This is a genomic window from Shewanella violacea DSS12 (assembly GCF_000091325.1).
In the GTDB taxonomy this organism is placed as follows: Bacteria; Pseudomonadota; Gammaproteobacteria; order Enterobacterales; family Shewanellaceae; genus Shewanella; species Shewanella violacea.
The window spans coordinates 3,318,178-3,343,671 of the sequence record NC_014012.1 but is presented as its reverse complement, the minus strand read 5'-3'; the positions used below and the strand labels follow the sequence as shown (position 1 = coordinate 3,343,671).

16 protein-coding genes and 1 pseudogene are annotated in these 25,494 nt (G+C 44.8%); 11 read left to right on the top strand and 6 right to left on the bottom strand.

The window, feature by feature from the left end; genetic code table 11:
* Window positions 1–538 precede the first annotated feature (538 nt).
* Window positions 539–2,191 carry a methyl-accepting chemotaxis protein gene (locus SVI_RS13885; protein WP_041420377.1) on the top strand — a complete coding sequence of 551 codons (1,653 nt, stop codon included), beginning with the start codon at window positions 539–541 and terminating at the stop codon, window positions 2,189–2,191.
* A gap of 343 nt (window positions 2,192–2,534) precedes the next feature.
* Here the strand turns inward: SVI_RS13885 and SVI_RS13880 are convergent, their stop codons facing one another.
* Complete coding sequence (locus tag SVI_RS13880; protein WP_013052216.1) at window positions 2,535–3,797, bottom strand: valine--pyruvate transaminase; 1,263 nt, start codon at window positions 3,795–3,797, stop codon at window positions 2,535–2,537.
* A gap of 448 nt (window positions 3,798–4,245) precedes the next feature.
* Between SVI_RS13880 and SVI_RS13875 the strand changes: the two genes are divergently transcribed.
* The 4 genes from SVI_RS13875 (at window position 4,246) to SVI_RS13860 (ending at window position 13,008) form a co-directional block, all read left to right on the top strand.
* Window positions 4,246–5,391, top strand: a complete 1,146-nt coding sequence (locus tag SVI_RS13875) for an exonuclease SbcCD subunit D (protein ID WP_013052215.1) — start codon at window positions 4,246–4,248, stop codon at window positions 5,389–5,391.
* Window positions 5,388–8,444: an AAA family ATPase gene (locus tag SVI_RS13870; RefSeq protein WP_013052214.1), complete on the top strand. Its 3,057-nt coding sequence runs from the start codon at window positions 5,388–5,390 to the stop codon at window positions 8,442–8,444. The genes SVI_RS13875 and SVI_RS13870 overlap by 4 nt, the downstream gene beginning before the upstream one ends.
* A 327-nt stretch (window positions 8,445–8,771) precedes the next feature.
* Window positions 8,772–10,091 carry a peptidoglycan DD-metalloendopeptidase family protein gene (locus SVI_RS13865; protein ID WP_408005139.1) on the top strand — a complete coding sequence of 440 codons (1,320 nt, stop codon included), beginning with the start codon at window positions 8,772–8,774 and terminating at the stop codon, window positions 10,089–10,091.
* Window positions 10,092–10,410: 319 nt separating this feature from the next.
* A complete protein-coding gene (locus SVI_RS13860) occupies window positions 10,411–13,008 on the top strand; it encodes a glycoside hydrolase family 3 C-terminal domain-containing protein (RefSeq protein ID WP_083779906.1) in 2,598 nt (865 codons plus the stop codon).
* 97 nt (window positions 13,009–13,105) lie between these two features.
* Here SVI_RS13860 and SVI_RS13855 read toward each other — a convergent pair whose 3' ends face one another.
* Complete coding sequence (locus tag SVI_RS13855; RefSeq protein ID WP_041419963.1) at window positions 13,106–14,284, bottom strand: helix-turn-helix domain-containing protein; 1,179 nt, start codon at window positions 14,282–14,284, stop codon at window positions 13,106–13,108.
* A gap of 214 nt (window positions 14,285–14,498) precedes the next feature.
* Between SVI_RS13855 and SVI_RS13850 the strand changes: the two genes are divergently transcribed.
* Complete coding sequence (locus SVI_RS13850; RefSeq protein ID WP_231847727.1) at window positions 14,499–15,278, top strand: substrate-binding periplasmic protein; 780 nt, start codon at window positions 14,499–14,501, stop codon at window positions 15,276–15,278.
* A 68-nt stretch (window positions 15,279–15,346) separates the two neighbouring features.
* Here the strand turns inward: SVI_RS13850 and SVI_RS13845 are convergent, their stop codons facing one another.
* The 3 genes and pseudogenes from SVI_RS13845 to SVI_RS13835 all read right to left on the bottom strand — a co-directional run bounded on the left by SVI_RS13845 (window position 15,347) and on the right by SVI_RS13835 (window position 17,848).
* Entirely contained in the window at window positions 15,347–15,856 is a 510-nt protein-coding gene (locus SVI_RS13845) for a M48 family metallopeptidase (protein WP_013052209.1), read from the bottom strand.
* A gap of 89 nt (window positions 15,857–15,945) precedes the next feature.
* On the bottom strand, window positions 15,946–16,404 hold the full coding sequence (locus tag SVI_RS13840; RefSeq protein ID WP_013052208.1) for a DUF3010 family protein: 459 nt from the start codon (window positions 16,402–16,404) through the stop codon (window positions 15,946–15,948).
* Window positions 16,405–16,509: 105 nt separating this feature from the next.
* Window positions 16,510–17,848: pseudogene (locus SVI_RS13835) on the bottom strand (DEAD/DEAH box helicase).
* Between the two features lie 283 nt (window positions 17,849–18,131).
* Between SVI_RS13835 and SVI_RS13830 the strand changes: the two are divergent.
* A complete protein-coding gene (locus tag SVI_RS13830; RefSeq protein WP_041419962.1) occupies window positions 18,132–19,229 on the top strand; it encodes an outer membrane beta-barrel protein in 1,098 nt (365 codons plus the stop codon).
* Window positions 19,230–19,337: 108 nt separating this feature from the next.
* Window positions 19,338–20,273: a patatin-like phospholipase RssA gene (gene rssA / locus SVI_RS13825; RefSeq protein ID WP_013052204.1), complete on the top strand. Its 936-nt coding sequence runs from the start codon at window positions 19,338–19,340 to the stop codon at window positions 20,271–20,273.
* Window positions 20,274–20,420: 147 nt separating this feature from the next.
* On the opposite strand, the gene SVI_RS13820 is transcribed toward rssA, so the two are convergent.
* Window positions 20,421–21,419, bottom strand: coding sequence for an NADP-dependent oxidoreductase (locus SVI_RS13820; protein WP_013052203.1), 999 nt, complete (start codon window positions 21,417–21,419; stop codon window positions 20,421–20,423).
* Between the two features lie 234 nt (window positions 21,420–21,653).
* Between SVI_RS13820 and SVI_RS13815 the strand changes: the two genes are divergently transcribed.
* The 3 genes from SVI_RS13815 to nrdD all read left to right on the top strand — a co-directional run bounded on the left by SVI_RS13815 (window position 21,654) and on the right by nrdD (window position 25,394).
* Window positions 21,654–22,103: a MarR family winged helix-turn-helix transcriptional regulator gene (locus tag SVI_RS13815; RefSeq protein WP_041419961.1), complete on the top strand. Its 450-nt coding sequence runs from the start codon at window positions 21,654–21,656 to the stop codon at window positions 22,101–22,103.
* 111 nt (window positions 22,104–22,214) lie between these two features.
* Window positions 22,215–22,955, top strand: coding sequence for a hypothetical protein (locus SVI_RS13810; RefSeq protein ID WP_041419960.1), 741 nt, complete (start codon window positions 22,215–22,217; stop codon window positions 22,953–22,955).
* Between the two features lie 321 nt (window positions 22,956–23,276).
* Complete coding sequence (gene nrdD / locus SVI_RS13805) at window positions 23,277–25,394, top strand: anaerobic ribonucleoside-triphosphate reductase (RefSeq protein WP_013052200.1); 2,118 nt, start codon at window positions 23,277–23,279, stop codon at window positions 25,392–25,394.
* Window positions 25,395–25,494: the final 100 nt, after the last annotated feature.

Below are 25,494 nucleotides of genomic sequence, written 5' to 3'. Positions count from 1 at the left end.
TAGTTTCCTCTTCAAAGTGTCACGAAAGTGCAGATACATGAGCTTGTTCATTGCCGACAATTTATGGATAGAATCCTAATTTTCTGGTCGCAAGCAATAGATATTCATATGGCACGTTCAGACTTAACTAACCTTAAATCTGAATTAAATCGGGTGTTCAGTTAAGAATAGACTTAATTGATGTACCACTATATTAGACTCCTCAATAAGTAATTATATTTATTTTGTTCATTTAACTCATTCTATTTAATTCGCTCATGCTTCTATCCGCAAGTGAAGCTAGAGGGTCGATAATAAGTAATATTTAGCCCATGGTCTAAAATTCTGGTTTCTACTGGCTATTTTATATATTACAAAATACTTTATTAGTTGATTTGTAGTCTGTATGTGTATGCCCAGTTAATTGACTTATATGACAGGTGTCACAGTTAGAGGGCTTGGGTAGCTAAAAGGTTAATACTTGATTAAAGAATGTTATTTCAGTGCCGATAGGAGCCTTGAATCATTATTAATCGTCTAAATTTGAGTGGTGTTTTATATGAAGTCATTAGGAAATTTATCTTTAAAAGTTAAGATGTCAATCCCCGTCTTTTTAGTTGTTATTATTTTCTCCTCTTTAACTGCTTTTAATATATCTGTGTTTGAGAAGCAGACAAAAATTGGCTATACGCTATCTGTCGTAGTTCAGCCTGTTCTAGATAGTATGGAAGACGGTTATCGCGACTTTTATCAAGTTATATCAGCAGCACAAAAGCTGGTACTTTTAAAGCAAAATAATGGCAGTGAAGCTGAGATAGAGCATCATATTGAAGAATTTAAAGATAACGCCTATAAAGCAGCGCCTAGAATGGCTAAAATTCAAATTTTATATGATGACAACGTGATCCCCACAACAACTCAGTACGACATGAAGCTTCTGGTATCGAATATTGAAGCTTGGATACGCTTGTATGAGCCCATGATCACTAAGCCTGACGGCGCGGTCGTTTATTATGCAAAAAATCAAGCTGAACTTGAGCAAGATTTTATTCAGATCCGTGCGGAATATAAACAAATACGCAGGGTCATCGAGACGAAACAAGCAGAATTAGTGGCGCTCCGTGATGAGGAGGGCAATATAGGATCTATGGTATTAAAAGTCGGTACTCTGGTAGCGATATTTGTCGCGATAGTTTTATCTTGGTTACTTTCGCTATGGATTGTGAGCCCGATTAAACGATTAGAGCTGGCTATGCTTGATATAGCATCTGGAGAAGGTGACTTATCTAAGCGTATTCAGGTGGAATCTGGTGATGAAGTGGGCTCTCTTGCGGCTGCATTCAATAGTTTTGTATCAAAAATTCACCAAACTGTGAGTGAGGTAATTGTGACTTCTACTGCGGTTCGTTCAGAAATGGAGAGTATGAAGCAGATTACGAAGCAAACATTGGATAGTGCTTCAAATCAACAACAAGAAAGTGAATTGGTTGCTGCCGCTGTACATGAAATGCGGGTCACCAGTGAGACTGTTAGTGACAATGCTAATGAAGCCGCTATAGCCACCCAAAATGCATCGATTGAATCTAATCAAACAAAACTCATTCTGGAAAAAACGGTTACTTCCATTGAAAACTTAGCCAATGAGATCACATCTGCTAGTGAGGTCATTCATACCTTAGACTCTGATGTGGGTAATATAGCCTCTATTCTGGATGTAATACGTGGTATAGCAGATCAGACCAACCTATTGGCACTTAATGCTGCGATTGAAGCCGCGAGGGCGGGTGAGCAAGGAAGAGGTTTTGCCGTGGTTGCCGATGAGGTTCGTGCATTAGCGAGTAAGACTCAAGAAAGTACTGGTGAGATTCATAATATGATAGAGCGCTTGCAGTCCGGTGCTAAAAAAGCCGTAACGGCAATGGAAGCCAGTAAAGACAGTGGTGTTAAGACCATAGAAACGGCGGGCAGTGCAGCGACTTCAATCGAAGAGATCAGTCGTTTGATTGTCATTATTAATGATATGAACACTCACATTGCAACGGCAGCGAATCAGCAGAGTCAAGTTAGCGGAGACGTTAACCTAAATGTGCAAAAAATAGCAGATAATAGCAGTCAGATAGTGGAACAAGTGAGTAGCTCTGAAACGGCTTGTGTGGTTTTATCTGATCAGTGTGAAAATCTGGATTATTTGGTTAGTCAGTTTAAAGTGTAAAGTGTAAAGTCATAAATAAGACTGTTTTTTAACGGTAAATAAACCTCAATCGAAGAGGTATTTCGCCGGTGCAGGTATCGTGAAGTGATACCTGCAACGAGAGCCTGAATGAATATGGCAAAGCTATGGATACGAGTGAGGGATATCGAACAGCTAGTTTTACCGGAAGTCATAGGAAATGCCAAAGCCTACAGAGCCAATGTATGTTCCAGACAATATTTGGCATTGACTCCGTCCATGGAGGTCCAAACTACTCGCGGCTCTCTATTCTAGTCTCAAGTCTCAAGTTTCAAGTCTCAAGTTTCAAGTCTCAGCAAGTCAGTCCAAATATTGGCATACTAGTTTAAGCGTTTGCATAGGCCTTGGTCACTTCTTCGGCTATGATTGCAATGCCATCACGCATCTTAGCTTCATCTTGGACATAGTTCATTCGCAAGCATTGATGGGCATGCTGCCACTTTTCCTGGGATTGTTCTTCCTGTCCAAAGAAGAAATATTCCCCCGGTACTATTAATACTCCACGAGCCTTCAATCTGGAATAAAGCTCCATAGTGGTGATTGGCAGTTCATCGAACCATAACCAGAGGAAGATAGCTCCTTCAGGCTTGTGTATTTTGAATCTAGTATCACTAATAGATTGCTGTAATAAGGACACCGCCAATTCAGACTTGTTCCGATAAAATGGCTTAATAACCGTTTCGCTTAAACGCAGCAGATCACCAGATTTGATCATATGCTCAGCAATCGCGGGGCCAAATCCACCAGGGGCTAGGCTGATAATGCCATTAAGGTTTGTCAGCGCTTGAGTTATCTCCTCATTGGCGATAACTATGCCGCAACGCACGCCTGGAAGTCCGAGTTTTGACAAACTCATGCATAAAATGGTGTTGCTGTTCCAAAACGGCGTGACGTCTTCGAAGATAATATTAGGAAAGGGGGTGCCATAGGCATTATCTATGATGAGGGGAATACCCTTATCACGTGCTAAAACGTCTAACTTAGCGACTTCGTCATCAGTGAGTACATTGCCAGTGGGGTTTGTTGGTCTTGAGACACATATCGCTGCTACGGAATCATCGACTTTCAGCTGCTCAAAATCCACATGATATTTAAACATACGGTTATCCAGCAACTCGATATCAGGTCGGTAGGAGACAAAAATATCATCATCCAGTCCGGCATCACTGTAACCTATATATTCAGGTGCCAGAGGTAAGAGTATTTTTTTGTGTCTGCCATCAACTTGCTTTCCCGCTAGCAGGTTAAATAGATAAAAGAATGCACTCTGGCTGCCATTCGTCAGGCTGATATTTTTCTCGCTAATATCCCAGCCATAAGTATCCCGTAACAAGCCAGATAAGGCAGTGAGAAAGGTATCTTTACCCTGAGGACCATCATAGTTACCTAATGCCGATAGTAGCTCACCATTATTTAGCATCTCACCAGTAGCTTGGTGAAAGTAATCGAGCATTTCCGGAATCGCTGCAGGATTGCCGCCGCCCAACATAATCGCTCCCGGCTTGCGTAGCCCCTCATTGAGATCACCCATCAAACGGTTAATGCCGGAATAACGATTAAACTTTTCACCAAATTTTGAATACTGCATGACACTGAGTACCTGAACGCCGTAATTGCTTATGAGTGCCTGTAGTATCAATTTTCAGTAAGAAACGCACTCATTATTTCATTTTTTGGCGACTAATCTGGATCACGTCATGTTTTACTTGGGGAGTAGCAAATTATTTGTTCGTTTTTTCAACGCGGAGACCAAGAAGTGCCGTCTTAGAATGAAGGCTGAGCTTTTTATTTTCTGGCTATGGTTACAGGAATGAATATTTGAAGTTCGAGTATTCCTTTGAGACTCTGGGATTACCAACAAGCCCCATGTTGAATATCATATAGAAAGTAAGATTTTAAGACGTTGAAGATATTCGAAATCCCCATCGAGCCTTGTTGTCATACACGTGCTACCCCCCTTGTGAAATGGGTCGAGTTTTCTTACTATAGCCATATTAGAACACCCCTGTATCTCCCTAATTTTTAAATGAGAAAGCATGAAATTTATCCACACTTCTGACTGGCATATCGGCAGGCAACTGCATAACCAGAATCTGCTCGAAGATCAACGCTTCGTGTTAAATCAGATCGTTACATTCGCTGTTGAAAATAGTGTCGATGCGGTGATCATTGCCGGTGATATCTATGACAGATCTGTTCCGCCAGCCAATGCTGTGGCGCTGCTCGATGAGGTGGTGAATCGTCTGGTGAATGAGTTGAACATTCCCATTATCATGATCGCGGGTAATCATGATGGCCATGAACGTCTAGGCTTTGCCTCGAGACAGATGATTGAAAGTGGTTTGCACATAATAGGCCCACTGAGTAAGGACATTTCTACTATCACTCTGTCCGGTAAGAATGGCGATGCTGTCTTCTATGGCTTACCCTATGCCGATCCAGCCACAGTGCGTCATGTACTTGATTGTGAAGTGACGAGTCATGAAGCGGCCATGGTTAAATTGCTTGAGCAGGTCCATGGTCATGATAGTCAAGGCTTACCTAAAGTAGTGATCAGCCACTGTTTCCTCGATGGTGGCAGTGAGTCTGAATCTGAGCGTCCCCTGAGTATCGGCGGTGCTGATAAAATTTCCCCAAGCTTATTTACTCCGTTTAATTATACGGCGCTGGGCCATCTCCACGGACCTCAGTATAAGGGGGCTGAGCATGTTAGGTATTCAGGCTCCATGCTTAAGTATTCTTTCAGTGAGCAGCATCAGAATAAATCGGTTACCTTGGTCGAATTAGACGCTCAGGGCGTGGCCAATATCAAGCTTTTGCCGCTCAAGGCTTATAGAGATGTGCGCATTATCGAAGGGGAGTTGGCTGAGTTACTCGAACAAGGGAAAACCGATGTCAATCGTGAGGATTACCTCATGGTGCGACTCAGCGATAAAACTGCCATTTTAGATGCCATGGGTAAGCTGAGAAGCGTATACCCTAATGTGTTGCATTTGGAACGTACGGGCTTGATGGCGGATAACGGCAGAGTCGCGCTGAGCCGGGATCATATCAAGAAGGGCGAGCTGGATATGTTCAGTGACTTCTTCTCTCAGGTATCCGGTGAGCCAATGACCAAGGCCCAACAACAGGCCATGACAGTGGCAATCGATGAGTTACATAAAGTGGAGAGCAGGTCATGAGGCCATTAAAACTGATAATGTCGGCCTTTGGCCCCTTCGCATCAACTCAGGAAACAGACTTCGCGGCGCTGGGCACTAATCCGCTGTTTTTAATCAATGGGCCGACTGGCGCGGGTAAAACCACACTTTTAGATGCCATCTGTTTCGCCTTATACGGTAAGACCACTGGTGATGAGCGTGAAGGCAGCCAGATGCGCTGTGACTTAGCCCTTGACAGTCTACTCACAGAGGTGACCTTTAGTTTTGCCCTGGGTGAGATTCAATACCGCATCCGCCGTGTGCCTGAGCAGCCACGCATCAAGAAAAGTGGTGATGGTTACACGGTGCAGAAACCTGAGGCTCAGCTGTATCGTATCGATAGCGACGGTAGCGAGCATCTGCTGGTGGCGAGTAAGGTCTCAGAGGCTACTGCTGAAATTGAGCAACTCACAGGCTTAGATGCCGACCAATTTCGTCAGGTGATGGTGCTGCCCCAGGGCAAGTTCCGTGAACTCCTGATGGCGGACTCTAAAGACAGAGAGAAGATATTCAGCCAGCTGTTTCAGACCCAAATTTATCGAAAAATTGAGGATAAGCTCAAGTTTCAGGCATCGGCAATTAAAGCCGAGGTTCGGGATCACCGCAACAGACGTGATGGGATCTTACACAATATCCAGCTTGAGTCTGATGAAGCGTTAAATGCTGAGCTTGCCGAGTTTTCACCTAAATTAACTCAAGCAGTTGAGAGTAAAGAAAAGGCAAGTCTTGTCTTTATTGATGCCAATAAGCAGTTTGAATCTGCCAAATTACTGACCAATGATTTTGACGCTTTGGATAAGCTGAAGCTGGCCGGCGCATTATTAGATGAGCAAAAACAAGCTTTTGAGCAGAGTCAATTCAGGCTCGAAAGTGCGCAAAAAGCCCAGCAGCTCAAACCTGTTGTCGATGTATTGGTGGCAAGAGAGTCTGAACTCAGTCAGGCACAAGATGTCGTCACTCAGGCTAAGTCGGCAAAGCACCAGAGTGAGCTAGCGCTAACTATCTGCAAAACCCAGTTCGACGGTTTAAGTGAGTTAGAGCAGAAGTTACAGCATGTCCAGAATGATGAGCTGCAGTTAACCAGCTTAGCTCCACAGCTTCAGGGGCTAGAGAGTCTGCAACAAGCGCTGAGCACAGCTAGGCTTGAACTCAATCAGGCTAAGGATAAAGGCACTAAGGCTAAATCTGCGCTAGATGGATTAACCTTAGATAAACAAGCCGCCGAGCAGCAAGTTCCCCAGTTAGAAGCATTGGCCGCAGAGCAGGTTAATGCCCAGCAAGCACTTACAGCCCAAGGTGACTTGATTGAGCGTTATCAGCAGTGGCAACAGGCAAGCGCGGAAGCGGGAAAGACAGAGCAGAGCCTGATACAAGCACAAGAGAAGGGTCAAAGATTACGTCTAAGTTTTAGCCAGACGCAAACTGAAAATCGACAATGTCAGCTTGTTTGGCATCGAGGTCAGGCAGCGAGTTTGGCCCAGCAGCTTAAAACGGGTGAGCCATGTTCCGTGTGCGGAAGTGAGCAGCATCCAAATCCTGCCACAAGTGAGCAAGTTCTGCCGACAGAAGATGAGTTGCAACAAGCGCAGCGTAATGAAGAACTGGCCAATGAGGCATTAAACCAAGCAAGAGCCGAGTATTCAGGTTTAAAGACTAAGCACCAGGAGCAGTTACGACAAGTCAGTGATTATCAACATAAGCTAGGTGACTGGTCATCGCAGTCACTGGAGTCGCTTCAGTCCCATAATCAGCAGCTACAGCAGCAGGTGAATCAGGCAAATGCAGCCGCACAGCAACTGATTCAGCTTAGACAGCAAGTGCAAACTTGGCAGGTCAAAGAGCAAGATCTTAGAGCTGTGCTCGAGACTGAGCGGGAACGATACCAAGGTGTGCAAACACGGGTAGCTTCTTTTCAAGGTAAATTGGAGCAGGCGTTAGCGGCAATACCCGATGAATACCGCAGTTTGGACACTCTCAATGCCGCGATTAACCGAGCGCAATCTAAGGTTAGAGTCTTTAAGAAACAGATTCAGGATATACGTCAGTCTCATACTCAAGCGGTGGAGCAAGATGCGGCCCATGGCGCGGCCTTGATAGCTGTCGAATCCAGCTTAGTTCAGGCAAGGGATCACAGTGATAAGGCTAACGTCGAGCTTGATGCTCAATTAGTCACATCTGGATTCAGTGATAAGCAAGCGTTAGTCCAAGCCTTATTATCCAGTGATGAGTCACAGAAAATAGCCGATGACATCACTCAGTATCAACAAGATTGTGTTGCGAATCAGACTAGGTTAGCTCAGTTGAGAGAGAAGTTAGCCGAGCAAGTTAAACCTGATTTGACAGACATTGAGGCGGATTTATCCACTAAGCAAACAGAGCAACAGCAAGCTGAGCATAGTTGGCAACTCATTCAGAGCAGAGTCACACAATTGACTCAGACTCAAAAACAGCTAAAGGACGCCGATTCTCAGGCCAAGAAACTTGAGGATGAGTACGCCATTATTGGCACCTTATCTGAAGTGGCCAATGGACAGACAGGCAACAAGATCAGCTTACAGCGTTTTGTCTTGAGTGTGTTGCTCGACGATGTGCTGCTTGAGGCGAGTCATAGACTACAGACTATGAGTAAGGGGCGTTACCGTCTGATACGTAAAGAGGAGAGGGCTAAGGGTAATAAGGCTTCTGGGCTTGAGCTAGAGGTGGAAGATGCTTATACCTCTAAGGTACGCCCTGTGGCTACCTTGAGTGGAGGTGAGAGCTTTATGGCTGCGCTTTCCATGGCTTTGGGGCTGTCAGAAGTCGTGCAGGCCTATGCCGGTGGGATTAAGCTAGATACGCTATTTATTGATGAGGGATTTGGCAGCCTAGATCAAGACTCGCTGGATTTAGCTATCCGCACCTTGATGGATCTGCAATCTTCCGGTCGTATGATAGGGGTTATCTCCCACGTCTCCGAGATGAAGGAACAGATCGGCACTCGTATCGACATTATTAAAACAGCCCTTGGCAGTGAAACTGTCATAGTGTTGCCGTAGCATAAGCTGCTCATTTAATACCCGTCAAATATTGCATTAGTGCTGTTGAGATAGATGGTGCTAATGCAATCTTAATAACATTAAGAATAATTATTCAAAATTCTCTAGTCGAACGGTTTGTACTTTGGCTTAATTTTGGTATAACTTATCTCAATTGCTTATCCCAATGGATAAACAAGCCAAATTCATAATAATGTAATAAAGCCGTGTGTCGAGCCTTGATATAACAACACTTATATCACTAATTCCAAGAATGGATGACACTTTGTTGACAGGATAGCTCAGGTTTTTAGTACTCAAATAAATTCAGTTAGATGGGGCTTCAAGTTGCAAACGGGTATATTTTCATTTTTTAAGGTTTCTTTTTTAAAGTCACCCCTATCGAATATTCAGGAATTCTTGTCTTTACAAGAGTCTAATTTTCACAAAAAAGTCATGTTGGGTGGAGGCTTACTCATTGCCGCTGCCATTTTGTGGCCGACGGATCAGGAGTTAATACCTCAGCGCATTCCCATCGATTTAGATATCGAAACCATGATTGCTCAGCTTAATCCTTCTATTCCGGTAGAACACATCTTCACTGGGCCTGATTTTACTCATAAAATCACCAGTGGCGATACTCTAGGTAAATTATTCATGCAGGCCAACGTGGGCCAACAAACCATGTACCGGGTATTAGAGGCCGACTTGAATGTGTTGGCATTAGATACGTTAAAGCCAGGTAATCAGATAAAGTTTTGGCTCGACGACAAGGGAGAGCTGGAAAAGTTAGAGCTATATTTCTCTGCGGCACATCAGGTGGTGTTTACTCGTTTCGATGACGGCAGTTTTAATGCCGATGATATTAATATTGAAGGGGTCTGGCGCAATCGTAGTGTCTCAGGCGAGATCCATGGGTCTTTCTATGTGTCGGCCAAGAAGATAGGGCTAAATGCAGGCGATATCCAGCGTATCGAGTCTCTGCTTAAAGAGAAACTCAATTTCGCTAAGGATCTGCGTGCGGGTGACCGATTCTCTGTATTGGTTGACGATCAGTTTATCGATGGCATGGCAACGGGTGCCAGTGATATTTTAGGTATCAGCATTCATCGTGGCCGCAGTGACATTACCGCCTTTCAAAACAGCGATGGTAATTTTTACGATGATAAGGGCCGTAGCCTGACACGTGCATTTCAGCGTATTCCGCTGCTGAAGAACTACCGTATAAGTTCACGTTTCAATCGTCATCGTCATCACCCTGTGACAGGTCGTACGTCCCCTCATAACGGAACTGATTTTGCTACGCCCATAGGCACCAAAGTCATCGCTCCTGGTGATGGTATCGTTACCTTAGTGGTCGCCAACCACAGATACGCAGGTAAGTATGTGGTGATACAACACGGTAATAAGTACCGCACTCGTTATCTGCATCTGTCGAAATCCTTAGTCCATAAAGGACAAAGGGTTACTCGTGGCCAGGTTATTGCTCTTTCGGGAAATTCCGGGCGCATTACCGGACCTCATCTTCATTATGAGTTCCATGTTAATGGTCGTCCTGTGAATCCGATGACAGCTAATATTCCTATGTCCAGTACTCTGTCTAGAAAGCAAATGACTGCGTTTTCGCAACTGGTCAAGGTGCGCAAGATGATGATGGGTCAAAGCTAATATCCATAGGTATAAGCTTATTACTTGAGTCTGTTTAGGCTCTACTTTATTAAATATCAGCCAATGGCTGATATTTTTTTGTCTTATATTTACCTCTTAATTCCTATTATCTATAAATAACCTGTGTAAGTATTCACTCGGAATAATAGATTTATCTTTAAATAACAGGTGATTATACGTTCGCCTTTCTTAATGGGTAAAGTTGAACGTTCAAACTTGCGAACTTGTCTGGGTTTAGTCGAGAGGGAGAGTCTGATTTGCTACTTTTGTTGGGCACATTGATTCTGAATCAATATAACTATAACAATAAGGCGGACAGATGAAGTTACCCGGCATTATTTTTCCTATAGCGCTGGCAGGACTAGCAGCTTGCAACCATAGTGAAAAGACTCAAAAGTTAAGCCCTCAGAAACTAGAAACTCACCAAGCAATTAATCAGATAAAACAAGATGATAAACGGCTCACTGAGAGGCTTGGGACTGTTGAAACGCGAGTGGAGTCATTGCTTTCTCAGTTGACCCTTGAGGAGAAGATATCTTTAACCCACGCCAATACTAAATTCTCAATAGCTGCCATCGAACGTTTGGGTATTCATCAGATGTGGATGTCTGATGGACCACATGGGGTGCGCCATGAGATCGAGCGTTATAGCTGGAATTCGGCAAATTGGGATGATGATTATTCCACTTATCTTCCTCCTCTCACCGCCGTTGCGGCAAGCTGGGATCTTAATATGGCCAGCCTTCACGGCAATGTACTCGGCAGTGAGGCGCGCCATCGAAATAAAGATGTGATTTTAGGTCCTGGGGTGAACTTAGCGCGTTTACCACTCTATGGTCGAAACTTCGAGTATCTGGGGGAAGATCCATTCTTGGCCGCTAAGCTGGTGGTTCCTCAGGTGAAAGCGATTCAGAGTAACGATGTGGCGGCCTCGGTAAAACATTATGCGCTTAATACCCAAGAGCTAAATCGCACCAGTGTCGATGCTAAGCCCAATGAGCGTACCCTTAGAGAGATCTATCTTCCCGCCTTTGAAGCTGCGGTCAAAGAAGGTAACACCCTAACCATCATGGGCTCCTATAACCGTTACTATGGTACCAATGCTAATCAGAGTAAGCATCTGGTGATGGATATCTTAAAAGGCGAGTGGGGTTACAAGGGGGTCTTGCTCACTGACTGGAATGTGGATATCAACACCTATGATGCCGCCATGAATGGTCTGGATATCGAGATGGGCACAGATGTCGACAATTTCGATGATTACTTCTTAGCTCAGCCACTGCAGGAGATGATCGAGTCCGGCAAGGTGCCCCTAGCCGTGCTCGATGACAAAGTCAGGCGTATTCTTCGCGTGCAGCTCACAATAGGCATGATGGATAAGAATAGGCTGTCCGGTCAGCGTAATATTAGCGAGCATCATCAAGCGGCGCGGGATATTATTGCCAGCGGCGTGGTGCTGCTGAAAAATGACGATAATGTTTTGCCACTTGAGCAGAGTAAAGTGAAAAGCATACTCGTGCTCGGACCCAATGCCGAAATGCTCCACAGTCAGGGCGGAGGTTCATCTGAAGTGAAGGCTCTCTATGAAATTTCACCGGTTCAGGGGCTCAAAGACCGCCTAGGTGCGAGTACTGAAATCACTGTAATGCGAGCACAAAACAGTGCATCTGTGTCGCCCATTGCCACTGATTATATGGCGACTCGCCATTGGACTGGTACCCCACAATGGGAGCTGACACGCTTTACTGATAGTCAGCATAACACTGTACTAAGGTCTGATGATTGGATAGCAAATTCAGCTTATCGAGTCAGTGAGCTTAGCCAGGCCGAGTATGTGCTACTTAAGACTAAAATTAAGCCTCTAGCCACGGGGAGCCATAGATTAAAACTAGCACTGGATGGTCAGGCTAGCTTATCAATAGATGGTGAGCAGGTACTCAGACATAGAAGTCAATCGCTAACCTTCATAGAGCATTCGATAATACTCAATGGGGGGCAAGAGTATAATTTCGAGCTTAGGTATAACGGCTCTGGCAGTGTGGTCTTAGGTTGGGAAGCCCCCGGGGCCTTATTCACCCCTGAGAGTGAGTACTTAGCCGCAGCTAAATCTGCCGATGCGGTGATCTACTTTGGCGGCCTATCCCACGCCGATGATAGAGAGGCCATAGACAGAGCCGATATGAAGCTACCTAAGGGTCAAGATGAGGTGATAGCTAAACTGCTCGCTGCCAACCCTAATACTATTGTCTTCTTAAATGGCGGCTCAGCGGTAGAGATGCCATGGGTCGACCAGGCCAAAGCGATTGTCTGGGGCTGGTATGGGGGCATGGAGGCGGGTAATGCCTACGCCGATATTCTCTTCGGTGATGTTAATCCAAGTGGCAAGATGCCCATTACCTTACCTGTTAAGCTTGCTGACACAGCTCCTATCGCCTTAGATGATTACAATGGGCTAGAGACCCTCTATAAAGAAGGCGTCTTTATTGGTTACCGCTGGTTTGAGCAGCAAAAAATTAAACCCTTGTTCCCCTTTGGCCATGGGTTGTCATACACCCAGTTTAAGTATAGTGATATCACGCTGAGCACGAGTGCACTCTCTGATGATGAAATAATCAGAGTGACAGTTAAGGTAACTAATATAGGCAAGCGAGAGGGCAGCGAAGTGGTGCAGCTGTATCTTCATGATGTCGACGCTAGTGTACCGCGTCCTATTAAGGAGCTTAAAGGCTTTAACAAACTTGCGCTCAAGGCTGGCGAAAGTGGTCTAGTGTCTATGACGCTCAATCGGCGTGACCTGTCTTTCTGGGATGTAAACACCCATGACTGGCTGGCCGAGCCTGGTGAGTTTGAAGTGCTGTTAGGCTCATCGGTCGAGGATATACGCCAGAAAGCTATTTTTACCTACTCCCTTGAATGATAAATCTAGAGTGAGGGTGTTGCCCAGATTGCGAGCCTTTAATATTCAATAATCGGTCGATTAATTAACAGTGAGTACTATTAATTAGCCGTGTGTACTAAGCGGCTTTTGTGTCAGACCTTGAGTGCTCTTTACGATATTGAGTCGGTGTCAGGCCGACTAATTTCTTGAAGAAAGTATTAAAGGTCGCTTTACTGTTAAAGCCGGCTCGATCCATTATTTTGAGCATGGTCACTTGACGGTTTTCGCTGAGCTGAAGTAGTTGCTTACTCTCATCGATGCGATAGCCATTGATGAATTCGAAAAAGTTCTGTTTAAAGTGTCGATTGATAGCCTGAGAGAGATACCTAGGCGGGATACTAAGTTGGCTAGCGAGATTATCTAACGTTAACAAATGATTAAGGTAAGGTTTCTCGTTTTTCATATAGAGTAAGATGTTATCGACCAGCTGAGGATCTATAGGGGACTTGTCCAAGGGGGGCGCGGTTGTTTCATTAGACTCTATGCCTTTAAACACCGAGGAGAATCTAAGACTGAAGAAGATCAGCACGCTAATCAGTAGCAGTACAGTGTAATTAGAGATAAGGCCTAAGAGTTCATAATCGATAATGAGACCAAATTCGAATGAAGAGAACATGGCCAATGAGACTAAAATCGCATCGGCTCTGATGAAGAGAAAACCTATTACCAGAATTTTAAGCCAGGTTAGATCGACACTCTCGATATTGGCGAACTTATCTTTGATTTTGGTCTGATAGCGCTGAAGCTCAATCAGACAGAGTAGGCCACAGAACAAGCGGAAACACTCTCTGAATAGACCAATAAATCGGGAATATAGCGGCTCTTCAGCAGCTTGGTAGTTGTTTAGCATAGCCACCTTGTTGCCATGGTCGACGATGAACCAAATATTTATCTCATAGATGAGGTAGCATAAAAAAGGCACAAATAATAAGAAGTCATATTTACTGAAAGTGAACTTTTTATAGATCAATGAGCGTACATAAAACAACAGGATCACCGCCTCTAGCCAATAAGCATTACCGAAGAAGTAAAAAATATTGGGCGAGACTTCAATAACATGAGCTCTGAATGCTGCACCATAATTGATCAAGCTATCAAGAGGGATAGCAGCGTAAGAAAGGAGAAATAAGGCCAGTAGTAGGTTGCTCTGCTTATTGCCTTTCTTGAAGGTGAGCAGGAAGAGGGCGAACAATACACACTGATATATGGTGATTAATAATACAATGTCGTGTGTATTAAAGAGCACAGTAGTCATTCCATTTCCCTAAACCATCTCGGTTATTATCTTGTCGGTTAGGGGGTATACTAGCGAGAAAGCGCTTACATGTCATCGAAGTGACGGTACCGTGTTAAAATTAACAGTAAAATGATGATCTCTTTGCTTATTTCTACACCTTATTCAGGTAAGACAAAATAATATAAGTGATCATCTATACTGGAATAACAGGCTAACTCTTTGGTTTGACTCTATGCTTCCATGGCTGACTTTTGAATCTAAACGCGCATTTTTCTTGCTCTTTGCTAGCCTGTTAGTCATGACTTCATTGGTACTTCACGGCGAAACACTTCCTTTGGTGATAGCCTCGAGTGAGGGGCCGCCTCATATGATCGATGATGTACATCATGGTATCGATCTCGATATTGTTGAGGCGGTGCTGAGACGACTGGGATATGAAGTCGACTATCAGTTTATGGGACTAAAACGGGCCGGGCGTGAAGTTGAAATGGGCCATGTGGATGTCAGCGCGCCTATCTTTATGCAGTCCGATGTCGTTGGCAGCTATATCTCATCAGCCATAGTGCAGTATCAACCTATGGTTTTTTCCTTGAAAAAATCAAATCTGGCACCGGCATCGATTCTAGATATGCAGGGGCATAGTGTGGTGACTTTTCTGGGAGCACCTGGTTACTTTGGTGCCGATTTTGGCTTGCTTACTGAGGGAGATAATTATAAAGAGCTCACTGATATGTCGGTAATTCCAGAGCTGTTAGTTAAGGGGCGTTATGAATTTGCCGTGCTCGATAAGTATATCTTCTACTATTTTTATCGGTTTAATGAAAAAAACAAAGACGTGTCTATTTTTACTGAGCACAAATTAATAGCACCAGTTTCTGCCAGCGCAGCTTTTCATGATGCAGATCTTAGGGATGCGTTTAATCGCGAGCTAGTTGAGTTTATGTTGAGTGAGGAGTATAAACAGATCTTCGAGCGCTACTTAGGCACAGCACTCTTCTCATCTGAGCCATAAGCCGAAATTATTCCCAAGAGCTGCCGTTATTAACGTCATTTAGCATCATTTGGTAATAGGCAAGTTCGTTAGCCGTAAGGGTTCTGATCGTGTTCGACTAAGGTCAGTAGTAGCCTAAGATCAAACTCTAATTGATGGTAATCTCCCTCCATATGACAGCAAAGCTGATAGAAGGCTTTGTTGTGATCTTTCTCTTTCAGGTGTGCCAGCTCGTGAACTACGACCATGCGCAGCAGAGATTCAGGTATCCGCTTTAACCGTGAAGATATGCGGATTTCATTCTTAGCCTTAGTTTTACGACCTTGAGCTCGAGAGACGAAAGAGTGTAATCCCAGAGCTTGATGGCTGAGGGATATTTTATCGTCATATTGGATTTTAGACAGGGGCTGAGACTTACGCAGGTAGCGGTTCTTTATTGCTATGGTGTAATCGTACAGGGCCTTGTCGGTGCGAATATCATGGATATGGGGATGACGATTTAATAATACGGTTTTGAGTTTACCACTCTCGAGTAGGCTAGATACTTGCTCGCGTATTTCTGGCTGGTAACCGTTTAGGTATTGAAGCTGATTTTCCATGGGTAAAGTGATCTAAGTTGTTTGTGTTAAGGGCATAAAAAAGAGGGCGTTTAGCCCTCTTATTCACTTAGCAGCTCAGTTCTAAAAACTTAGCTGTCTGATTGGTCATCACCCCAAACATTAAAAATATGTTGGTTATGGTAAGCATAAGCCGCATCAAATGCAGGCTTTTGGAAACGTTTTAGTCCTAGACCCTCGAAATCAACCTGAGGTGGATTACGCTTAAGACGCTCTTTAACTGTCACTGGAGAGATAAGAATAACCGGCAAGTCGAGCAACTGAATAGCAGCTTCAACCTTGAAGCTGGTGGCGCTTCCGGCAAGTTTACCTTTTTGCTCACGTGAAATGATCACGATCTTATCCACATGATAATCTTCCATCAGCTTCTTAAAAGTGAATTGGAAGTCACGAATCGATTCAGTGGTGTCTGAATGTGAAATGACAAATGATTGCTGACGACAATCCGGAATATTAAATGTTTCACCTTCATAGCTCAACAAGCTAATTACCGCTTCTCCGCCTTTTAACTCTATGCCACAAACTCTCATGTTTACCCTTAAAATATTCTTGATCAGGCGGCTTAATCTTTAGCCGATAATCGTAAATTGATACTTAGCCGCTAATCTAATTTAGCGACTTTATTGCTGTTTAGTTTACTCAGGTGTTTCCTGAAGCTTTGATTTTGGCTTTCTTAGCATAGGAGCATCACCGATATCGATACCTGTGATGAAGCGCTTATCTTGCTTCTTAGGCTTAGCCTTGGCCTTGCGCTTAGCCTTGTTTGCCGTGTTTGTCTTCGCTGTTGTCTTAGTTCTCTTGTTGGTTTTTGGCTTATCTTTCAAACCTGAGAATTTAGCGACTAGACCATCGATAACAGTGAATTCGAATGTCTTACGCAGGAATACCTGTATTTGCTTGAAGCTGAGCCAATCTTTAGGGTCCGACCAAAGAGATGGCATCACCTTTAGCCCCGGCGCGACCCGTACGACCAATTCTGTGGACATACTCTTCGGCAAACTTTGGCATATCGAAGTTAATTACCAAGGACACATTGAGAAGATCGAGTCCTCGTGATGCAATATCTGTGGTGACCAATATTTTTTGCAGACCGCGACTAAATTGATCCATGATCTGGTTGCGGGCACTCTGCTTCAAGTTACCGCTTAGTGATGCGGTCTTGTGGCCGGATGCGGCTAATTTAGTCGCTAACCTGTCGGTATCTTCACGTGTTGCGGTGAAGATGATGATCTGCTTATGAGTCTCATTGTTTAAGATACTTTCGAGCAGGGCTTCCTTGTGATCTAAGTGATCCGCAAGATAGATACGCTGGGTAATATCTAAGTTCTCGATGTTACCCGCACCGACATCTACATGCTCTGGAGACTTGAGTAGCTCGGCGGCAATATCATTAATCTGGCCATGATCTAAGGTGGCTGAAAACATCAAGGTTTGGCGACGTTTATGATCGGCGGCCTTGTTAATCGCTTTTAGCTGTTCAGCAAAACCGAGATCTAGCATACGGTCGGCTTCATCTAAGATAAGCAGTTCGAGGCCGTTTAGATGTAAATGGTGCTGGGCAAGATGATCCGCTAAGCGACCCGGTGTAGCGACCACAAAGTGTGGGTCACGAGCCAGTAACTTTGCCTGGTCGTTAAAGTTCTCGCCGCCCAATATCTTCATCGCCTTGTATTGCGTGTTGGCGACTAATAGACGAAGCTGGCCATATACCTGGTTGGCTAGCTCTCGTGTGGGCAATAAAATCAACACTCTAGGATCTTTTTTACTCAACGCCCTAGTGGAAATTATCCTCTGCATCGCCGGTAACAAAAACGCTAAGGTTTTACCTGAGCCTGTTTTTGATGACGCCATCAGGTCTTTTCCTGACAGACCTACTGGTATAGCCTGCTGCTGGATCTCTGTAGGCGTTTCAATGCCCATATGATCGAGCGTATCTAACAGACGTTTATCCAGTGAAAAATCGGTAAATTGCAAAGGTGTACTCCAAATTTGATTTGACTGCGTATTATAACCTGACTTTGCTAGTTTGGGCTATAAACATCCCTCAATCGTGATCGGTTTCCATACACTTTAAACGGGGATCTGATGATTATGCAGCATAATCAGTTTCTTTTTCTGTTTGGCTTGGGGAAAATAGATTTAAAAAGAGTGATCAAACCTACTTGATGATCATAATTTCTTTGTCATTTTGATGGCTTAAGCTTAAAATCCCCAATGTCCTCGAGATCAGATCAAAAATTAGATAAAGGATTAGATAATGTATTCATTAAAGCGCGCTCCCTCTCACGTTAAAATATTAGCCTTGTCACTGCTGGCAAGCAGTTCATTTTCTGTTATGGCAGAGGATATGGCTCAAGCTAATCAGGTTAAGACCCATGAGGCGTCAAAGGTACAAGATGACAGTTTCTTTTATCTTGGTGCTAAAGGCGGTTGGATTAACTACCAAAATGCTTGTGAAGCTCAAGCTGTCGATTGTGATGCAAACGACTCGGCCTGGGGCGGGTTTGCGGGTTATCAATTTCATCGAAATTGGGCAGTAGAGACTGGCTATAATGACTTTGGTCAGGCTGGGGCAGTTTACCCTGAGAGTGGACTACTTAATGAATATATAGGCACCATGAAAGGTTGGGAGTTTTCATTGAAAGGCAATCTGCCACTCACAGAAAACCTAGACCTGTTTGGTAAAGCGGGGACATTAAGATGGGATGGCGAAAACTCAGGGCCATTTTCATATGACAGCGACGATGGCTGGTCTCCCATGGTAGGCATAGGATTGGAATATAAGCTAACACCGTCTTGGGTTGCGCGTGTTGAGTATCAATATTTCGACTCGGTTGGCAGCGACAAGCTTGGGGGGAGTAATATGCACTTCACCAGTTTAGGACTCAGCTATCGTTTCGGCCAGACTAAACCAGTGGCTAAATCTGTGACTCAGCCAGCACCAGTTGCTGTGGAGCAGGTTGTCGTAGTAGCAAGCCCAATGGTTATCCCTGCAATGACTAATGCAGTACATTTCGATTTCGACAGTGAAGTCCCCTTACAGACTCATATCTTGGTTGAAGTCGCTAGGCATCTGAATCAATATCCAAGTGCCTCGGTTGTGCTTCAAGGTTACACCGATGCAGTTGGTCCTTCAGGCTATAACCTGAAACTTTCAAAACGACGTGCAGTGTCTGTTGCAGCTTACCTTAAAAAACTTGAGGTCAGTGATGCACAGATAAGCATCGAAGCTTTAGGTGAGACCCATCCCGAGCTAGATAACATCACCGAAGAGCACAGAGCCAATAATCGCCGGGTATATATCTCTATCCCGGAGATCACAGTGAACCCAGAGAGTACTGATTCGGCTCAATGATAGTGCGTTCATAATGCTTTATTTTTGCCTAGCTTATTTGGGATAAGCTAGGCAAACGTGTATACATAGGTTTTTTATACCTAGAAGAATTGGCTTTGGAGACTATGAATGGCAAAAATAGGAATTGCACTGGGCAGTGGTGCCGCCAAGGGCTGGGCTCATATTGGCGTACTCAATGGACTGGCCGAAATGGGCATCTATCCCGATAAAATATCAGGCTGTTCAATCGGTGCTCTGGTTGGGGCTGCTTATGCTAATGAACAGCTCGATGAGCTTGAACATTGGGTAAGAAGCTTCTCCAGCTGGGACGTCTTAGGCCTGATGGACTTGAGTTGGCGCAAGGGCGGACTCATCGGAGGCGATAAGGTTTTCGATATAATTCAGAGCCGTATTGGCGATCTACAGATAGAAAATTTAAAAAAGCCCATGATTGCCGTCGCTACGGATCTCTATTCGGGTCAGGAGATCTGGTTTAGAGAGGGCGATCTTCGTCATGCCATTCGCGCTTCTTGCTCTATGCCAGGTATATTGCCGCCAGTTAAAGTAGGCGAACGTTGGTTGGTGGATGGGGCCGTGGTCAATCCAGTTCCTGTATCTGTCAGTAGAACCATGGGCGTCGATGTGGTCATAGCGGTAGACCTTAATGGTCAGCGCCGTGGTCGAATGCAGGTCCTGCCTGTGGATATGACCTGCAATAAGCCATCCCTAGAGGAGAGTGTCAAAGCACAAGAGCATCAAGATACTGGCTTTATGGATCTGCTTGCTCGTGGTCGGGAATATGTCAGCCACCTTAGCGATAAATTCTCCAAAGGCAGTCGCTCAGATCCTGGCATGCTGGCGGTGATGTCACAATCTATGGATATTCTAGAGCAGCGCCATAAACGCGCTAGACTCATGGGCGATCCACCGGATATCTGCTTAATCCCAGATCTCGGTGACATAGGCACCATGGAGTTCCATCGCGCAGACGAGGCCATCGCGGCAGGGGAGTTGGCGGTGAAACATGCCCGACATCAGATTGAGGCAGTACTAAGTAAATACTAAGTAAGTACTAAGAAAATACTAAATAGCGATTAAGCGTATAAATTCCTTGTTAGGCTTTCATGGCCCCAGGGATAACTAGATGCATATACAAAAGGGCCTATTCGGGCCCTTTAATATTTATCAGCATCTAAAATAAGTGCAGTAGAACTAGTCGAGTTTGACCAGCATCTTGCCGCGATTCTTACCTTCGAATAAACCTATGAAGGCGGCTGGTGCCTGCTCGAGTCCTTGGTAAATAGTCTGTTCGGCCTTAATGGCTCCAGTTGCTAGCCATTGTCCCATCTGCTTGGCAAACTCAGGATAATGATCCCAGTGTTCGAACACGATAAAGCCTTCAATTTTAAGCTTCTTGATGATGATCATGCCCAGGTTATTCGGACCAGGAGTCGGCGCTGTATCATTGTATTGCGAGATCATGCCGCACACGGCGATTCTGCCGTGGTCATTCATGTTGTTCAGTGCCGCGGTGAGATGCTCACCACCGACATTTTCAAAATAAACATCTATGCCTTGTGGAGCAGCCTGTTTCAGTGCAGCACTGAGATCTTTGGTCGTCTTGTAGTTAATCACGGCATCGACGCCTAAGTCGCGCAGGTGAGCAGCCTTCTCGTCACTACCCACTGAAGCCACTACCTTGGCCCCCATTAATTTACCAAGCTGACACACTACGCTACCTACAGCACCTGCAGCGCCAGAAACAAATAATGTGTCTCCCTCTTTTAAGGCTGCGATTCGGGTCAAACCTGTCCATGCCGTCATACCTGGCATGCCTAAGACTCCGAGGAAGTGAGACTCACTCATTGGGGTCTCAGGGAGTCTAGTATGCTCACTACCATCGGTGACATAGTGACTACGCCAGCCGTTATTGGCACTGACTCTAGTGCCGATAGGAAAATCGGCATTGTTGGACTCTATTACTTCGCCTATTGAGCCGCCCTCCAGTACCTCACCTATCTCAAATGGTGCTATGTAGCTCTCTCTGTCTATCATGCGACCACGCATATAGGGGTCAACTGACATCCATAGGTTTTTAACCAGGAACTCACCGTCTGTGATGGCAGGCAATTTAACAGATGTCTGCTTGAAATTATCTGCTGTAGGCATGCCTTCCGGACGAGAGTCTAATAAGATCTGTTTGGCGTTCATAAAACCTCTTTGCTTTGCGCGCTAATTAATTGTGGTAAACTCTACACCTAAACTTTTTACCACGCAACTAGTTTGCGCGCAAATTAATTTACATGTGCAGGATATGCTGTAGTAATTACAGTATTGAGTTTAGATCCGAGTACAATGGCTGCTAGCCATCTTGTAAATTTATGCTGAGTAAAATGCTGCATAACCCCTAAGGTATGATTAGTGACCGAAAATATTCATTCGAAAATGAGCATAGACGATACACAAGCAAGCAGTTGCCTGTCGGACAACGTCTGTTTTGCCCTGTACACAGCAGGTAATGCATTAGTGCGTGCCTATCGCCCCTTGTTGAATGAATGTGGCTTAACCTATCCACAATACCTGGTGATGCAGGCGCTCTGGTTAAATGATGCTGTCAGCCTGACCCAGCTGTCTCAAATGACACGTCTTGATTTAGGCACTTTGACGCCTATAGTCAAGCGCTTAGAAGCCAAAGGTCTGTTGAATCGTGCTATCGATACCAAAGATGAGCGTAAGAAGATCATCAGGACAACACCTGAGGGGCTAGCGCTGAAACAAGAGGCATTAGCACTCAAGCAAGTCCTGCTCGATAAAGTTACCCTCAGTGAGCCTGAAATAGAGTCTCTGAGAGAGATGTGCATGACCCTCACACAAGACTTAAACAGGAAATCATAAGTTAATTTCAGCTTTATTTTGGTTTTCTGTTAACTCGCGCTGGTTTAATCTGCTTTTCGGCATGCTTCCTGCTTAATACCTGTATATCTTTTTTATGTCGGTATTTTGACAATGAATCCAATCACTAACCTTGCCAGCCCAATTAACTCAGGCACTAGCTCTGGAGCTAATTCTGCTGGGGCCAAGAGTACGAGTTTGGCCGACAGTTATGGTGTAAATACTCATCAGGCTGAAGCGGGTTCTAGCAGTGACAAGGTGAGCCTGAGTCAATCGAAAGAGGCGGCGACGGGACTCAATAGGGATGGGATTAAAGATGAGTCGGTGTCACTTTCTCCTCGTGCGGCTAGGGCACAGAAAATAGAAGCTATGGCTAAAGACTTCTTTTCTAAAGGGGATTTTTCTGCTGGTGACCTACCAAAATTGATCCAACGCCTGCATCAAGACGGGATCTTGTCAGATACCCAGCTGAACCGTCTGTCAGAAGGGGGCTTCGAGTTAGCACCAGTTCAAGGTGAGTCCGAGGATTTTATGGCTTTTATTCAGGATAAGCGTACAGAGCTAACTGCAAGTGGCGACACCCAAGGTATGAATGGTGTCCTAATTAGCCTGCTCGACGATGCCAAGAGCGTACTTAATCAGATGGATAATGCTCAGAGTAAAGAGGTGGGTCAGCAAGCGACCCGAGTATCGGCTCAATTGAATATTTATCTTAAGAGTGATACCCAGATGCCATCCAGTGAACGTGAGCAGTGGCAGGGGCTTAAATCTGTGATGCAATTGGCGTCCTCTATGGGGGAGAATCAACAAGCGGGTGGCATGGTCAATAGCTACCTGAGTCTCGGCAGATACTAGTACTGAGACAAGAAATCATTTTGACTTTCATTCAGCGTTCCTTGATTTTTTTCGTTCTTATTTGTCATATATTCTATCTGCTAGTCCATCTAAATACCCGTCGGTATAACTTGCTTAAATCCTCAGGTCAAGGCCACTCTTATCAATAAGTGGCCTCCTTTGCAGGAATAATTTATCGTTAAAACCTATGGCAATAATTATGATCTCGATCAATGTTCTTTTCATGGCTTTATAGCTTAATACACAACATATTGTGTTACACGGTTAATCTAACACTGTATATGGTGTTATTTTCGACGTGACTTGAGGAGAGATTGAACGATGCCAGTGGTTATTAAGCGGGATGGTTGCCGCACGCCTTTTGACGAAACAAGGATTAGAGACGCTGTGGTGGCTGCAGCGAATTCGGCAGGTATTGATGACAAGAATTATGCGATGAGTGTCGCAGATTCTGTCGCTAAATGTGTGGCCGATAAGACTGAGATAGATATTCATGATCTGCAAGACTTGGTCGAAAATCACTTGATGGAAGGCCCTTATAAGTCTCTCGCTCGCGTCTATATCGAGTATCGTCATGATAGAGATTTACACCGTGAAACCAGCAGCAGACTGAATCAGGAAATCCGTGGTCTAATCGAGCAGACCAATGCAGCCCTGATGAATGAAAATGCTAATAAAGACGCTAAAGTGATCCCGACTCAGCGTGACTTATTAGCCGGGATTGTGGCTAAACATTATGCTACCCGACATATTTTACCCAAGGATGTGGTTGGGGCTCATGAGTCTGGTGAGATCCATTATCATGATCTTGATTATGCGCCTTTCTTCCCCATGTTTAACTGTATGTTGATCGATCTTAGTGGCATGTTGACTAATGGCTTCAAGATGGGCAACGCCGAGATTGAGACGCCTAAGTCTATCTCTACGGCAACGGCAGTGACGGCGCAGATCATCGCCCAGGTAGCCAGTCACATCTATGGTGGCACCACGATTAATCGTATCGATGAAGTATTGGCTCCTTTCGTCACCAAGAGTTATGACAAGCAGTATCAGCTGGCGCTGGACTGGGGCATCACAGATGCTAAAGCCTTCGCCACCGCGCAAACTGAAAAAGAGTGTTACGATGCGTTCCAGTCCCTGGAATACGAGGTCAACACCTTACATACAGCCAATGGTCAAACGCCATTTGTCACCTTTGGTTTTGGTTTAGGCACCTCTTGGGAGTCTCACCTTATACAATCGTCTATGTTGAAAGTGCGCATCGCGGGTTTGGGTAAAAACCGTAAGACAGCAGTATTTCCTAAACTAGTGTTTGCTATTCGTGACGGCATTAACCACAAGGTGGGCGACCGTAACTATGATATCAAGCAACTTGCGCTCAAGTGCGCCACGACCCGCATGTATCCAGATATTCTCAACTATGAGCAAGTAGAAAAGGTCACAGGGTCATTTAAGACTCCTATGGGATGCCGCAGTTTCCTTGGCACCTATGAAGAAGGTGGTGAGCTGATCCACGAAGGTCGTAACAACTTAGGTGTGGTGAGTTTGAACCTGCCAAGGGTTGCGTTGGAAGCCAAGGGAGATGAAACCCAATTTTATCGAATCTTAGATCTGCGTCTGGCTATTGCCCGTAAGGCTCTGGACACCAGAATTGAGCGTTTAGAAGGTGTTAAAGCGCGGGTAGCTCCCATTCTGTATATGGAAGGGGCTTGTGGAGTAAGGCTTAAAGCCGATGAGGATATATCAAGTATTTTCAAAAATGGCCGCGCCTCCATTTCTCTGGGCTATATCGGATTGCATGAAACTATCAATGCCCTCTACGGCACAGATAAGCATGTCTATGATTGCGAAATCTTGCGCCAAAAAGCCATTGAAGTCATTGAGTATATGAAAGCGGCAACCGACAAGTGGAAACAGGAGACTGGCTACGCTTTCAGTCTCTACAGTACACCGAGTGAAAACCTCTGTAGTCGTTTTTGTAAGCTAGATACTCAGGTCTTTGGTGTCGTGGAAGGGGTGACCAACAAAGGTTATTACACCAATAGCTTTCATCTCGATGTGGAAAAGCAAGTCAATCCATACGACAAGTTGGATTTTGAGCAGCCATATCCAGCATTAACTAACGGTGGTTTCATCTGTTACGGTGAATATCCGAATATGCAGCATAACCTCGAAGCATTGGAAGATGTGTGGGACTACAGTTACAGCCGAGTGCCATATTACGGCACCAACACGCCTATAGATGAGTGTTATGACTGTGGTTTTACCGGTGAGTTTGAATGTGCCAGTAAGGGTTTCACCTGCCCCAAGTGTGGCAATCATGAACCGAGTCGGGTTTCTGTAACCCGTCGAGTCTGTGGTTACTTAGGCAGTCCCGATGCAAGGCCCTTCAACGATGGCAAACAAGAAGAGGTTAAGCGACGGGTTAAGCACCTGTAATCAATTAGCTAGTCATTATATGTAAGCGACAAATGCCAAGGCGTTACTGAGTCAGTAGCGCCTTCTCTATTTATTCAGGCCATTATTAAATTTCAAGGTT